This window comes from Pseudomonas pichavaramensis (assembly GCF_050473265.1).
Classification (GTDB): domain Bacteria; phylum Pseudomonadota; class Gammaproteobacteria; order Pseudomonadales; family Pseudomonadaceae; genus Aquipseudomonas.
In genome coordinates this window covers 195,463-208,914 of record NZ_JBJKFJ010000010.1, presented here as the reverse complement: position 1 = coordinate 208,914, position 13,452 = coordinate 195,463, and the positions used below count along the sequence as shown (strand labels likewise).

The 13,452-nt window shown below is 64.1% G+C and carries 15 protein-coding genes, 1 CRISPR repeat array and 1 riboswitch; of the genes, 7 read left to right on the top strand and 8 right to left on the bottom strand.

Features of this window, described 5'->3' with window-relative positions; translation table 11 throughout:
• Positions 1-301 precede the first annotated feature (301 nt).
• The 3 genes from ACJRW5_RS17735 (at position 302) to ACJRW5_RS17725 (ending at position 1,558) form a co-directional block, all read left to right on the top strand.
• Positions 302-781, top strand: coding sequence for an Lrp/AsnC family transcriptional regulator (locus ACJRW5_RS17735; protein ID WP_037051675.1), 480 nt, complete (start codon positions 302-304; stop codon positions 779-781).
• Between the two features lie 90 nt (positions 782-871).
• Positions 872-1,090: a DUF2788 domain-containing protein gene (locus ACJRW5_RS17730; protein WP_484571803.1), complete on the top strand. Its 219-nt coding sequence runs from the start codon at positions 872-874 to the stop codon at positions 1,088-1,090.
• Positions 1,091-1,165: 75 nt separating this feature from the next.
• Entirely contained in the window at positions 1,166-1,558 is a 393-nt protein-coding gene (locus ACJRW5_RS17725) for a globin (RefSeq protein ID WP_484571802.1), read from the top strand.
• A 50-nt stretch (positions 1,559-1,608) separates the two neighbouring features.
• Here the strand turns inward: ACJRW5_RS17725 and ACJRW5_RS17720 are convergent, their stop codons facing one another.
• Positions 1,609-2,178 (bottom strand): pseudouridine synthase, encoded by a 570-nt coding sequence (locus ACJRW5_RS17720; protein WP_484571811.1) that lies wholly within the window; start codon positions 2,176-2,178, stop codon positions 1,609-1,611.
• Between the two features lie 174 nt (positions 2,179-2,352).
• On the opposite strand from ACJRW5_RS17720, the gene ahr reads away from it, so the two are divergent.
• Both ahr and ACJRW5_RS17710 read left to right on the top strand, forming a co-directional pair.
• Positions 2,353-3,384, top strand: a complete 1,032-nt coding sequence (ahr, locus tag ACJRW5_RS17715) for an NADPH-dependent aldehyde reductase Ahr (protein WP_484571801.1) — start codon at positions 2,353-2,355, stop codon at positions 3,382-3,384.
• A gap of 59 nt (positions 3,385-3,443) precedes the next feature.
• Entirely contained in the window at positions 3,444-3,887 is a 444-nt protein-coding gene (locus ACJRW5_RS17710; RefSeq protein WP_484571810.1) for a GNAT family N-acetyltransferase, read from the top strand.
• Here ACJRW5_RS17710 and ACJRW5_RS17705 read toward each other — a convergent pair.
• On the bottom strand, positions 3,877-5,220 hold the full coding sequence (locus tag ACJRW5_RS17705; protein WP_484571800.1) for an aminotransferase-like domain-containing protein: 1,344 nt from the start codon (positions 5,218-5,220) through the stop codon (positions 3,877-3,879). The genes ACJRW5_RS17710 and ACJRW5_RS17705 overlap by 11 nt on opposite strands.
• An 81-nt stretch (positions 5,221-5,301) precedes the next feature.
• Here ACJRW5_RS17705 and ACJRW5_RS17700 point away from each other — a divergent pair, with 81 nt between their 5' ends.
• Positions 5,302-6,282 carry a threonine dehydratase gene (locus ACJRW5_RS17700; protein WP_484571799.1) on the top strand — a complete coding sequence of 327 codons (981 nt, stop codon included), beginning with the start codon at positions 5,302-5,304 and terminating at the stop codon, positions 6,280-6,282.
• Here the strand turns inward: ACJRW5_RS17700 and ACJRW5_RS17695 are convergent.
• Positions 6,273-7,082 carry a hypothetical protein gene (locus tag ACJRW5_RS17695; RefSeq protein ID WP_484571798.1) on the bottom strand — a complete coding sequence of 270 codons (810 nt, stop codon included), beginning with the start codon at positions 7,080-7,082 and terminating at the stop codon, positions 6,273-6,275. The two genes, ACJRW5_RS17700 and ACJRW5_RS17695, sit on opposite strands and share 10 nt — an antisense overlap.
• A gap of 106 nt (positions 7,083-7,188) precedes the next feature.
• A complete protein-coding gene (gene amn / locus ACJRW5_RS17690) occupies positions 7,189-8,661 on the bottom strand; it encodes an AMP nucleosidase (RefSeq protein WP_484571797.1) in 1,473 nt (490 codons plus the stop codon).
• 127 nt (positions 8,662-8,788) lie between these two features.
• On the opposite strand from amn, the gene ACJRW5_RS17685 reads away from it, so the two are divergent.
• Complete coding sequence (locus ACJRW5_RS17685; RefSeq protein ID WP_484571796.1) at positions 8,789-9,517, top strand: hypothetical protein; 729 nt, start codon at positions 8,789-8,791, stop codon at positions 9,515-9,517.
• 9 nt (positions 9,518-9,526) lie between these two features.
• On the opposite strand, the gene ACJRW5_RS17680 is transcribed toward ACJRW5_RS17685, so the two are convergent.
• The 4 genes from ACJRW5_RS17680 to ACJRW5_RS17665 form a co-directional block, all read right to left on the bottom strand.
• Entirely contained in the window at positions 9,527-10,207 is a 681-nt protein-coding gene (locus ACJRW5_RS17680) for an energy-coupling factor ABC transporter permease (RefSeq protein ID WP_484571795.1), read from the bottom strand.
• Positions 10,208-10,260: 53 nt separating this feature from the next.
• A riboswitch (cobalamin riboswitch) is annotated at positions 10,261-10,464 on the bottom strand.
• Between the two features lie 101 nt (positions 10,465-10,565).
• Positions 10,566-11,326: direct repeats of the CRISPR family, unit length 29 nt; unit sequence CGGTTCATCCCCGCTGGCGCGGGGAACAC.
• A gap of 66 nt (positions 11,327-11,392) precedes the next feature.
• Positions 11,393-11,692, bottom strand: a complete 300-nt coding sequence (cas2e, locus tag ACJRW5_RS17675) for a type I-E CRISPR-associated endoribonuclease Cas2e (RefSeq protein ID WP_484571794.1) — start codon at positions 11,690-11,692, stop codon at positions 11,393-11,395.
• Complete coding sequence (gene cas1e, locus ACJRW5_RS17670; RefSeq protein WP_484571793.1) at positions 11,692-12,618, bottom strand: type I-E CRISPR-associated endonuclease Cas1e; 927 nt, start codon at positions 12,616-12,618, stop codon at positions 11,692-11,694. The genes cas2e and cas1e overlap by 1 nt, the downstream gene beginning before the upstream one ends.
• Positions 12,608-13,441, bottom strand: a complete 834-nt coding sequence (locus ACJRW5_RS17665; RefSeq protein ID WP_484571792.1) for a KilA-N domain-containing protein — start codon at positions 13,439-13,441, stop codon at positions 12,608-12,610. The genes cas1e and ACJRW5_RS17665 overlap by 11 nt, the downstream gene beginning before the upstream one ends.
• Positions 13,442-13,452 lie beyond the last annotated feature (11 nt).

The window sequence follows — 13,452 nt, the reverse complement described above, 5'->3', positions numbered from 1 at the left end:
GGGGCCTCGCGGCCCCTCGGGAAATCTGTCCGGTGCTGGCGATGTTGTCGCCGCTTTCTTCGCCCGCCTGGTTGGGCAGTGCGGACCCGGGTGCCGGTGCGATCCGGTAGGACCGTCGGCGCCGACTCACCTGATTGGGCGATGCCGGTAGGACTTATCGTCCGGGCCGTGAAACTGAGAGAAAGCTTACGCCCATCCCGCCGAAATAAGATTGCTAAGATTGCTTACAAACTTACCAATTGCGCAATTTACCGCTAAAGGAGCACTATTTATCGCAATCAAATAATGAGCCAGCAGAAAAATGGACAAACTCGACCGTTACGACCTGAACATTCTCGCCGAATTGCAGCGCAATGCTGCCCTGTCCAACCAGGAGCTCGCCGAGCGTATCGGCCTGTCGCCCTCGCCCTGCTCACGGCGAGTCAAGCAGCTGGAAGACGACGGCTACATCACCGGCCAGGTCGCCCTGCTGGATCGCAAGAAACTCGGCCTGAGCCTGACCGCTTACGTGCTGATCGGCATGGACCGGCATACCCCGGAACGCTTCGAGCATTTCCAGGAGGAAATCCGCAAATGCCCCGAGGTTCTGGAATGCTGCCTGGTCACCGGGATGGACGCTGACTATCAGCTCAAGGTGGTGGTGCCGGACATGGATCACTATCAGAAGCTGCTGCTAGGCACATTGACCCGCATCGACGGTGTCTCCAGCGTGCGCTCGAGCTTCGTGCTGCAGCAGATTCTCTCCAGTACGCAACTGCCGCTACAGCACCTGCGCGACTGAAAGTCGCAGGGAGAAACGGATCATGCTGCGGTCCAAGTCAGGGCGCGTATAATTCTCGCCCCGCGTTTTCCGTCCGAATCACGAGGCTCCATGGAAACCGAACAATTCGAAGCGCTGATGATGTACGTCCTGGTGGGCGGCCTGATTCTGTTCATGTTCTTCATCATCTGGGACCTGGCGAAGAAGTCCAAGGCCGGCCGCCTGGGTACCGCGATCCTGTTCCTGGGCCTGGGCCTGTGCCTGTTCGCCTTCCTGGCCAAGCCGCTGATCACCTACATCATCGAGACCACACGCGGTATCCACGGATAAGGTTGTCAGCCCCTAGTACACCAGACCTGCCCCTGCCACGAGCAGAAACGCCCCGCCATTAACAAGGAGTTGCATATGAGCGCCGCCAATCTGGTGATGCAGAGCTATGGACGCTGCTGCGCCAGCCCGGTTTTCTTCGATGATTTCTATCGTCACTTTCTCGCCAGCTCGCCGCTGATCCGCGACAAGTTCGTCGACACCGACATGAGCGCGCAGAAGCAGCTGCTGCGCCAGGGCATCATGAACCTGGTGATGCACGCACGCGGCATGCCCGATACCAAGCTGCGCGCCCTCGGCGAGTCGCACTCGCGCCAGCGTCTGGACATCCGCCCCGAACTCTACGACCTGTGGCTCGATGCATTGCTGTTGACCATCAGCGAACACGACAAGGAATGCGACGCCGATGTGCGTCAGGCCTGGCGTGAAGTGCTGAACAAAGGTATCGCCGTGATCAAGGCCGGTTATTGACCCAGGTCATGTTCGCCGGCACCCGGGCGCTGCGACAAAACGCCTGAGTGTCACTCCAGCCTGGCCGCGACCTCGCGCCACTGGCCAGGCTGCAGCCCCTCCAGACGCCAGGGGCCGATGGCCACGCGCACCAGACGCAGGGTGGGCAGGCCGACTGCAGCAGTCATGCGCCGCACCTGGCGGTTGCGCCCCTCGCGAATCACCAGTTCCAACCAGGCGGTCGGCACGCTCTTGCGAAAACGCACCGGCGGGTTGCGCTCCCACAGCTCGGGCGCATCCAGCCGCCGCGCCTCGGCCGGCAGGGTCGGGCCGTCATTGAGCGTCACGCCATCGCGCAACTGCTGCAGTTGCTGCTCGCTCGGCTCACCTTCCACCTGCACCCAGTAGGTCTTCGGCAGCTTGTGCTTGGGGTCGGCGATACGTGCCTGCAGGCTGCCATCGTTGGTCAGCAACAGCAGGCCTTCGCTGTCGCGATCCAGACGTCCGGCCGGGTACACGCCGGGCACCTCGACGAAATCCTTGAGGGTGGCGCGCCCCTGGTCGTCGTTGAACTGGGTGAGCACATCGAACGGCTTGTTCAGCACCAGCAGACGCGGTTGCGCGGGCGGCGCCTTGGCCACACGGCGTGGCGCAGCAGGACGATACTTGGCGGGAGGACGAGGGCGCGACATGCAACGGGCTTCAGCGGAACAGGGCCGTGCAGTGTAACCCACGATAAGCGGCGCTGATGGTGCTTCTACGCTGCTGCGCAGCGACTAAGCTGCTGATTCACCCTCAGCACTCAGGAGCCTTCCATGAGCAGCAGCGCCGAACTCGCCACTTTCACCGGCTGGGCCGCCACAGCGCCCAAGGCGCCTCTGGAGCGCCTGAGCTACGACCCCGGCCCACTCGGCGCCGAAGAGGTGGAGGTGGCAGTGGAATATTGCGGCATCTGCCACTCAGACCAGTCGATGATCGACAACGAGTGGGGCAATGCACGTTACCCCTTCATCCCCGGCCATGAAGTGGTCGGCAGCATTGTCCGCCTCGGCGAGCAGGTACGCGGCCTCGAGCTGGGCCAGCGCGTCGGCATCGGCTGGTACAAGGGCAGCTGCATGCACTGCGGCTCCTGCATGGAGGGCTCGCACCAGCTGTGCCGCTCGGTCAAACCGACCATCGTCGGCAGCCACGGCGGCTTCGCCGACCGGCTGCGCGCGCACTGGGCCTGGGCCGTGCCGCTGCCCGAAGGGCTCGACCCGGCCTTGGTCGGCCCGTTGTTCTGTGCAGGCTCCACGGTGTTCAGCCCTTTGCTGGAATTCGATATCAAGCCCACCGATCGTGTCGGCGTGGTTGGCATCGGTGGCCTCGGCCACCTGGCGCTGCGCTTTCTCAACGCCTGGGGCTGCGAGGTGACGGCCTTCACCTCATCGCTGAACAAGCAGGACGAAGCCAAACGCCTGGGCGCACACAAGGTGGTGGCCTCCACCGACAGCGCGGCGATGAAGGCGATTGCCGGCACCCTGGACTTCCTCCTGGTCACCGCCAGCGCGGATCTCGACTGGATCGCCCTGCTCGGCACCCTGCGCGGCAAGGGGCGGCTGCACTTCGTCGGTATCGTGCCCAGCGCCATCCCGGTGCACGTGTTCAATCTGATCCCGCAGCAGAAGAGCCTGTCCGGCTCGCCGGTCGGCTCACCGAAAACCATGGCGACCATGCTCGAGTTCTGCGCACGGCACCAGATTCTGCCGCAGGTCGAGCAATTTCCCATGAGCCAGGTGAATGCGGCCATCGACCATTTGCGCAGCGGAAAGGCGCGCTACCGCGTGGTGCTCGACGCCAGCAAATGACAGCACGGGCGCAGAGCTGGCATGCTCTGCGCCCTGCTTGATCCAAGATGCCTGCCGCCATGCCGCTGATGCTCAACGCCCCCACCGATGCCGAACTGCCCACGCTGGTGGAAATCTGGGAGGCCGCCGTACGTGCCACCCACCACTTCCTGCCGGAGAGCGACCTGCAGGTAATCAAGCCGCTGCTGTGCACGCAGTATTTCCCAGCCGTTCGACTGACCTGCGCACGAGACGATTCAGGACGGATATTGGGTTTTCTCGGTAGCGCAGAAGGCATGGTGGAGATGCTCTTCGTCGACCCGGCCAGCCACGGCCAGGGCGTAGGCAAAAGACTGATGCGCCATGCCATCGACGAACTGGGCGCCACCCGGGTCGACGTCAACGAACAGAATCCACTGGCTGTAGGTTTCTATCAGCACCTGGGCTTCGTCGTGGCCGACCGCTCGCGCCTGGACGGCGGCGGCAGGCCCTTCCCCATCTTGCATATGACGCTCAAGCGATAGGCCAGGCCGCCGCGATCGCTTCCAGCGCCTGCTTGAGCTGGGCGCGACTGGCCGCCGCGGCGAGACTGACGCGCACCGCATTTCCCGGATTGGCCTCGACCGCAAAGACCTCAGCGGGCACCACCTCCACACCGTATTGCCGGCAGGCTTCGGCCAGGCCGACAGGCGCTGCACCGTCCAGCCACAGATGCGGCGCCACCGCCCTGCCCTGCGGCATGCGCGGCCCAAGAATGCGCGCTGCCAGGCGCCAGCGCTGCTGCAACTCGTCGATCTGCCAGTTCAGGCGCTGTTCGGCGATGCCGCTCTCGATCCATTCGCAGGCCAGCGCCAGACTCAGCGGCGTAACCGCCCAGCGCGTGGCCTGGGCCTCGGGGTCGATGCGTTCGAGCAACTCTGGCGCGCCGGCGATAAAACCCAGGCGAAGACCCGGCGCGACGCTCTTGGACAGGCTGCTGATCAGCAGGCAGCGCTCGGGAAGCTGCACCGCCAGCGGCGCCTCGCTGCCCAACACGCCGTAGACGTCATCCTCGATGAGCCAAAGCCCACGCTGCCGGGCCACCTCGGCAATGGCAGCACGGCGCTCAGCATCCAGGCTGGCGCCGCTGGGGTTCTGCAGGCAGGGGGTGAGCACCGCTACGCGCGCGCCCGTGGCCCGCGCCTGGCGGTCGAGTTCATCGGGCAGAATGCCGCGCTCGTCCATCACCACGCCGTGCAAGGGTAATCGCAGCTGGCGTGCCGCTGCCTTGATTCCCGGCGCGGTATAGCGCTCTACCAGAATCGGCTCACCGGCCTCGCACAGCGCCAGCAAAGCCGCCGACACCCCCTGTTGGGCGCCGGCACAAAGCAACAGGCCACCCGGCGCCAGCTCCAGGCCGCGCCGCCGCAGCCAGGTGGCAGCCGCCAGATGAGCCCGCTCGACCAGTGCCGCCGAGGGATAGGCCTGCAGCGCATCCAGCTCGCCGCGAGCCGCCAGCGTGGCGAGGCTGGTAGAGAGGTCACGGTTGTCCGGGTCATGCACCGGCACATTGGTCGACAAGTCGATCAGGTCACCCTGCGCGGTCGGCTGCTTGAGGCGGAACAGGCTCGCCTCGCGGCTGCCGGCGAGCACGTAGGTGCCGCGGCCGACCTCGCCGGAAACCAGGTGGCGCCGTGCTGCCTCGCGGTAAGCGAGCATCACCGTGCTCGGGTTGATACCCAGCGTCCAGGCCAGGCGGCGCTGCGGCGGCAGACGCTCGCCTGGCTTGAGTTCGCCCCGGCCGATCGCCGTGGCGATGGCCTCGACCAGTGCGAGGTAAGTGGGCAGGGAGCTGTCTTGCAGATCAGGGAGCCACATTGTTTGCCATGCAATATAAATATTTACCCATACAATGCCCGCGCACTAGCATTCGGGTCAACGTCACCCGGAGCCCCTGCCATGTTCGACCTCACCCAACTGCGCCAGAGCGCCCAACTGGTTTACCGCCACATGGCCCCCACTCCCCAACTGAGCTGGCCACTGCTGTGCGAACGCACGGGCTGTGAGGTGTGGGTCAAGCACGAGAATCACGCACCCACTGCCGCCTTCAAGGTACGCGGCGGTCTGGTCTACATCGATGCGCTGCTGCGCCGCGAGCCGCAGGTGCGCGGGCTGATCACCGCCACCCGTGGCAACCACGGGCAAAGCCTGGCGCTGGCTGCACGCGCAGCGGGGCTGGCGATCCGCATTCTGGTGCCGCATGGCAACGCACGCGAAAAGAACGCCGCCATGCGCGCCCTTGGCGCCGAGGTGATCGAGCATGGCTGCGACTTCGACGAGGCCCGTATCGAGGCGGCACGTCTGGCCGAACGTGACGGCCTGCACTGGGTGCCCTCACTGCATGAGGATCTGGTGCGCGGCGTGGCCACCTACGCGCTTGAACTGCTGGAGGCGGTACCGAACCTGCGCCGGGTCTATGTGCCCATCGGCCTGGGCTCGGGCATCTGCGGGATGATCCGTGCCCGCGACCTGCTCGGCCTCGACACCGAAATCGTCGGCGTGGTCGCCAGCGGTGCCGATGCCTACGCGCAGAGTTTCGAACAGGGCCGCCTGGTAGAGACCGAGCGCGCCGACACCCTGGCCGACGGCATGGCCTGCCGCCAACCGCAGCCACTGGCGCTGGAGATGATCGGCGCCGGTGCCGCACGCATCGTGCGGGTCGACGACGACGAGATCCGCGATGCCATCCGCAGCTATCACGAAGATACCCACAACCTCGCCGAAGGTGCCGGTGCTGCGGCACTGGCGGCACTGATGCAGGAACGCGAGCTCAATGCAGGGCAGCGCGTGGCCGTGGTGCTGAGTGGCGCCAATATCGACCGGCGCGTGCTCGCCGAGCTGCTGACTGACGAGGCTGCTGCCGCCTCAAATCAGCGCTGAGCAAGAGGCTCGACGGCAAGGCGAACGGGGGTTTGCCGCAACCAGCGGGAAACGCCCCACTCCGCCGCGAGCAATGCCAGCAGCAAGCCAAGCTGGATCAGCAGGGCGATGTAGAACGGCTTGAACACATGGCCAATCTGTCGCTTGAGCAGACCAAGCAGGAAGTCGGCCTGGAACAGTTGCCCGATACGCGCATCCAGCACCTGCGTCAGCACCTTCTCGTTGAGCCCGCTGTAACGGGACGTCTTCTCCACGGCCAGCTCACCGATAGCCTTGCCCAAGAGACTGGCACGCAGACGGTCGAGCAGGTCCAGGGCGATCCGCTCGGTCGCCGAAGCGTCGACACGCTCGACCGTCTCCGCCTGCCGCGCGCTGCGCAGGTAATCCATCGCCAGTTGGTCAAGCAACGCCTGCACGCTGACCTCACGCACTGCCAGTAGCCCTTGCTCGTCCTGAGTCTCGACATAGGCCTGGAAGTCGGCCCAGATGTCGTCAGCCATCGCCTGCACCAGCGGTGCGTAACTGTCGAGGTGGCGGTAGATCTGCTGCTGGCTGCCGTACAACACACCACCCTGAAAGCCGAGAAAACCACCTGCCAGCGGCAACAACAGGAAGTAGAGCTTGAGCAACAAATGGTGCCAGCGCTTGTTGCGTGCCAGCCAACCCAGGCGCTGCAGCTTGAACGCCAGCAGCAGACCAGCGCCAGCGCCGAGCAACAAGGCCAGGCCGGTGTAGAGGAAAAGACTGAAAAAGCTGAAGGGCTCCCACAACGCGGTGAGCAGCAGACGCGCCTGTTCCATGCGTATTGCCTCGTTCGTCCATGACGGGCAAGGAGTCTAAGGCAAAGCGCCGATACAGCGCCGCAAAGGCGTGGCCGGACTGTGCGCCAGGCCACGCAGGTACTCGTCAGCGGAACGGTGGTTCGTCGAAACTGCGCAGCTTGCGCGAGTGCAGCGAGTCGAGCTGGCTGCGCATCAGTTCCAGCGCGGCGATGCCGATGTGCAGGTGCTGGGTCACCGCGCGCTCGTAGAAAGCGCCAGCCGCACCGGGCAGCTTGATCTCGCTGTGCAGGGGTTTGTCCGATACGCACAGTAGCGTGCCGTAGGGCACCCGCAGGCGATAGCCTTGCGCGGCGATGGTGCCGCTCTCCATGTCCACCGCCACTGCACGTGACAGGTTGATCAGCGGTCGTTCCTGGGCCCAGCGCAGCTCCCAGTTGCGGTCGTCGTAGGTCAGCACGGTGCCGGTGCGCAGGCGCTTCTTCAGCTCGTCGCCCTGTTCGCCGGTCACCAGCTTGGCAGCCTCCTGCAGCGCCTGCTGCACCTCGGCCAGCGCCGGCAGCGGGATATGCGGCGGCAGCACGCGATCGAGAATACCGTCGCGGCGCATATAGGCGTGGGCCAGCACATAGTCGCCGATGGTCTGCGATTGGCGCAGACCGCCACAGTGGCCGATCATCAGCCAGCAGTGCGGACGCAGCACGGCGAGGTGATCGGTGATGTTCTTGGCGTTGGACGGGCCGACGCCGATGTTGACCAGGGTCACGCCGTGACCATCCTCGGCCTGCAGGTGATAGGCCGGCATCTGGTAGCGGTGCCAGACCACGTTCTCGATGATCGCCTGCATCTCGCCTTCGGTCATGCCGCGGCTGATCACCACGTTGCCCGGCAGCACCATGCGGTTGAAACGCGAACTGCCCACCAGCATGTCCAGACCATGACGAATGAACTGGTCGACGTAGCGGTGATAGTTGGTCAGCAGAATCCACGGTTGTACATGACGCCAGTCGCTGCCGGTGTAGTGCTGGATACGCTTGAGCGAGAAGTCGGTGCGCGCCGCATCGAACAGTGCCAGCGGCAGCGGATCGATGTTTTCCCAGTCGTACAGACCGTCGGCGGTGCCGTCGGTGGCCGCCGACAGGTCGGTACTGGGGAACACCCGCGCCAGCTCGGCGGCGGTCACGCCACTGCCGGCCAGCTCATCGCCACCCTCGACCACGTATGGATACGGGATGTTCTGCTGGCTGCGGCCGACTTCCACGCGCACGGTAAAGTCGTTCATCAGCGGGCGCATCTGCTCCAGCAAGTATTTGCGGAACGCGGCCGGCTGGGTCACGGTGATCGCGTAGGTACCCGGCACCTGCACCTTGGCATAAGCACGCACCGTGGTCGGCACCTCGCCCTGGCACAGGTAGGTCAGGCGTATTTCGGGGTAACGAAACAGGCAGTGCTCGCTGGCATCCGGACGGATGCGCTCCTTGAGATAGCGTTTGAGCGCCTGGCTCAAGGCACCAGTGGCCTCCTGGTACAAGGCGGCGAGACGGTCCACCGCCTCCTCGGGGGTGTGAACAACGATGAAATCATCTGAGCAGGCTTTCACGATGCATCTTCCTGACTGAACGAACACTTCTATCTTGCCTGCATACGTTGACGAAAACATAGCGCGACGACGCTCACGGCACGATGCCAGCAGCTAGGCTTAAGACAATTCCCCAGAGGTCATCGTCATGCTCCGTGCATTCAGTCTACTGCTGGCCGTCGCCGCATGTACCGGCGCCCATGCCGGCGAACTCGATGGCCGCTACCAGACCACCGTGGACGATCAACCGACAGAGCTGATCCTTCGCCACCAGGGCAATCGGGTAGAGGGACACTATGTGGAAAACCAGAGTCTGCGCCTGACGCTCAAGGGCAGTTACGACGGTCAGTTGCTACGCGCCGAGATCAGCGACCCGCAATCCGGTCAGCTACTGGCGAACATGAACGCCACCTACGCCAACGCGATGCTCAACGTATCGATTGCCGCCCGCGATCCGCGCAACGGCCAGGTACTGGAGCGCCAGGCGCTGTTTCAACGCGAGCCAGCGCAGGCTGCAGCGACACCTGCCGCCGCCGATACACGGGACCCGGCACTGGTCGGCACCTGGGTGCACGAGAAGATCATCAACAGCGGCGGCGCCAGCTTTGCCTCGTTCAACACCCTGATGACCCTCCAACTGAACCCCGACGGCAGTGTCACGCAATGGAGCCGCTCGGCTGGCGGTGGCACGGACTGGAGCTACGACAGCCCGGGCGAAGTGCAATACAGCGGCCACTGGCGCAGCCAGGACGGCGTGCTGATGGTGCGTCTGGCAGGCGCTGCCGACTTTCAACCTGCGGCCTACTACCGCTTCAGTGACCAGTATCTGGTCACCGAGAGCAATACCGGCAAGATGATCTGGCAACGCCGCCGCTGATAAGCGAGGTCAGGCGGCCTGGTGCAGACGCACGTTGAACAGCGGCCCCTGACTGAAACGCGACAGCGTCTTGGCTGCAGCCAGCACGCCCAGGTCGACCAGCGGCTCGATCAGGATCACGCTCATGTAGGCCAGACCGAAACTGCCCACCGCCGCCAGGTTTTCGCTGGAGAAGCCATGGCCATAGACGGCCCAGAATGCCACCCAGGCGACGATGCCGCCCTGGTAGGCGGTCGACAGCGCCAGCGCCTGCTTGTAGGAAAGGTCCACATAGGCGGTGCCCGGCGCAACGATGCGCTTGGCCAGCAGGCTGATACCCCACAGCGGCAGCAGCAGCGTGGTGACGTTCATGCCGTACTGCGGCAGGTCGAACGGCGCGAAAAACAGGCCTTGCAGCAGCAGCCCGGCAGCCAGACCGATGGCGGCAGCGCCTGCACCGAACAGCAGCAAGAGGGTCGAGCCGAGAATCAGGTGAACCTCGGAAACGCCCACGGCGTGGTGCGGGAAAACCTCGAAGAAGCAGAACACCAGCGCAGTGGTCAGCAGGCTGCGCAGTGCCAGTGCGGCGACGCCGCCGTTGTTGCGGATGCTGTCCAGGGCGAGCTTGGCGGTGAGGCCGAGAGCGCTGACGGCGGTTGCGTAGCTGAGCAGGATCTTGGCGCCTTCGACGACACCGGGTTCGATATGCATTGGGGTTCCTTGGCCGCGCCCACCGCGCGACGATTCGGATGGGAGAAAGGGCAATACGCCCGTGAGCGATGGCAGGTCTCCTGGCTCACGGCTTGCCACTTCACCCGCCTTCCCGACCATCGTCAGTGGCACAAGGGGTGTCGTTCGCCGCTTACAGTTGCGGGGGCAGCCAGGGCCTTGGCGAGAGTCGCCGCACCCTGTTCCCTTTTCATCCGCGTGACGCGTGCGCACGCAGAACCATCGGCCGCCAGAGTACTCGTCTACCGCGGCAAAAAACAGCGCCTCAGCAGTCAGTTGGGTTCAACCCTACTGGAGTAGGGAAAATGGCAAAGCCAGGCAGGCCGAAGCGCTGCTCGACCGGGTCATCCCCGCTGGCGCGGGGAACACTGCAGGTTGAAGGCCTCGAACTCGCCCTTGAGCGGTTCATCCCCGCTGGCGCGGGGAACACCCAGCGCGCTGGGGTTGCGCTGTGCACATGAGCGGTTCATCCCCGCTGGCGCGGGGAACACAAGCAACTGGCTGAACTGATCCGTCCAAAGCACGGTTCATCCCCGCTGGCGCGGGGAACACTCCTTGGCACGGTTCAGGCTCACGACCATCGCCGGTTCATCCCCGCTGGCGCGGGGAACACATCGACAAACCAGACCCTCCCTCGCGCGTCCACGGTTCATCCCCGCTGGCGCGGGGAACACGCGGTTAGGATCATCGAGTCGACGGCGCCGCGCGGTTCATCCCCGCTGGCGCGGGGAACACCTGCAGCAGGGCGTGCCTGCACTTTCCGAGGCCGGTTCATCCCCGCTGGCGCGGGGAACACTCGTCCAGGCGCTGGGCGGCGGTGGTGGCCGGCGGTTCATCCCCGCTGGCGCGGGGAACACGCGCCGCCACTGATTCATGAGGGTGCCGCACACGGTTCATCCCCGCTGGCGCGGGGAACACCGGTGCTGCGAGAGCATGACCCGCGCGACGAGCGGTTCATCCCCGCTGGCGCGGGGAACACCATTGGCCACCTCCAAGCACTTCTGCAGGCGCCGGTTCATCCCCGCTGGCGCGGGGAACACATATCGACCACCCCGCCCGTTTGCCGCTGCCACGGTTCATCCCCGCTGGCGCGGGGAACACACTTAGCGTAACCAATTGTTCTCAAAAGAGAAAATTGGCCGCTAAAAATCTACCAACTTTTTCTTGTTAAAGATCGGGGTTTTCCATGGGGTGAAACGCGACCAGATTCAGGCCGTCGAAGTCCACCGGCAGGCGGCGGTTTGGGCCTAGTGTCTGGAACTCGTAGCCGGACTCATGGTTACTCGCCCAGGCCATGACCACGTTGCCATCCTCATGGCCTTGGCTCAGTTGCTCCCAGATCATTTCACGGGTACGCCTGGATACATCGCCGATATAGACGCCCGCTCGCACTTCCAGCAGCCAGATCGCCATGCGCCCGCGCAGGCGCGGCGGGACGTTCTCGGTCACCACTACCAGAAAGGCCATTACTGCGCCCTGTGCCCGGCATCGCCGATGCTTTCCGGATTGGGAATCGCGGGCGGCACGGACTCCGGCGGCGCCTCGGGCGGCGAAATACCGCCAGCGGACAGCACCTCTTCGATGGTGGGAATGATCTTGCCGAGGATCTTGCTGGAGCGGAACAGATCACGGCAGCCAAGGCGCACTTCCCGTTCCGGCTGGTGTGGTTCCTTGGCCGCGATGCGAAAGGCCAGCGGCACCACCGTCTCGAACTTGAACAGGTCGGCGACATCGTAGACGAAGGACAACGGCTTGCCGGTGTGGATAAAGCCCACTGCCGGGGCATAGCCAGCCGCGAGCACCGCCGCTTCGGTGATGCCATACAGGCAGGAAGTCGCCGCCGACAGGCAGCGATTGGGGATGTCGGCTGCATCCCACTCCTTGCGGTCATAGTTGCGCGAGCGCCAGTCCACGCCGTATTGCTTGGCCAGCAGCTTGTAGGTCTCGCGTACGCGCGCGCCCTCGATACCACGCAGTTGCTCGACGCTACGCCGGGCCGGCGCCGGCTCCTGAAAGCGCAGCTCGTACATCTTGCGCACCACTTTCAGGCGCAGCTCGTCGTCCAGCGCCAGCTTGGCCTGATACAGCAGCCGATCCGCCCGCGCCCCACCCGGTTGACCACTGGCGTACAAACGCACACCGGACTCCCCCACCCACACCAGCAAGGTGCCGACAGTGGACGCCAGATGCACGGCGGCATGCGAGACGCGCGTTCCGGGTTCGAGCATGATGCAGGCCACCGAACCGACCGGGATGTGCATGCGCACGCCGGTCTTGTCGATGACCACGAAGGCTCCGTCCTGTACGTCGATCTGCCCGTACTGGACGAAGATCATCGACACCCGGTCCTTCATCGGCAGAGGCTTGAGAGGTGGCAACAGATTACCGGCCATGCTCAGTGCCCTCCTCGATCAGCGACACCTGCGCCGCCTGAATCAGCACACGCATCTGCCGAATGGCCAACGCGTTCAGGCGCTGCAAACGCTCGGATTGGGCAAGCCCTTCACCAATGAAATGCGCATTCATCGACTCCAGATTGGCCAGGCACACCAGTTGCTGAACATTGGCATGATCACGCAGGTTGCCTTTGAGTTCGGGATTAGCCTCGCGCCACTGCCGCGCTGTGACGCCGAACAGCGCCACGTTCAGCAGATCCGCCTCGCTGGCATAGACGAAGCTGATCTGTTGCGGACTCAAGGTATCGGGAATCAGGTTCTCGCGGATGGCGTCGGTGTGGATCAGGTAATTGACCTTGGCCAGATTGCGCCGGATGTCCCACCCCAACTGCTGAAACTCCTGCTCCTTGAGGCGCTGAAACTCCTTGATCAGGTAGAGCTTGAACTCCACCGAAATCCAGCTGGCGAACTCGAAGGCAATATCCTTCTGGGCAAAGGTGCCGCCGTAACGTCCAGCCCTGGAAATCAGCCCGATGGCGCCGGTCTGCTCGATCCACTGCTTGGGCGTCAGGGTGAAGCTGTTGAGGCCTGCCTGCTTTTTAAACCCGTCGAATTCGACGGGTTTAAAATCTGGATTATTGAGCTGCTCCCAGATACCCAGAAACTCGATGGTATTGCGATTGCGCAACCAGTTGCGGATCAGGTCGTCGGTTCGATCCGCATTTTTGTATCGTGCGATATCCGTTATGGAGATGTACTCAACACCATCCTTGATATGCGTATTAATGTCCTGCTCCAGCACCTGCAGTTTGGCTTTCATGCTGCCTCCAT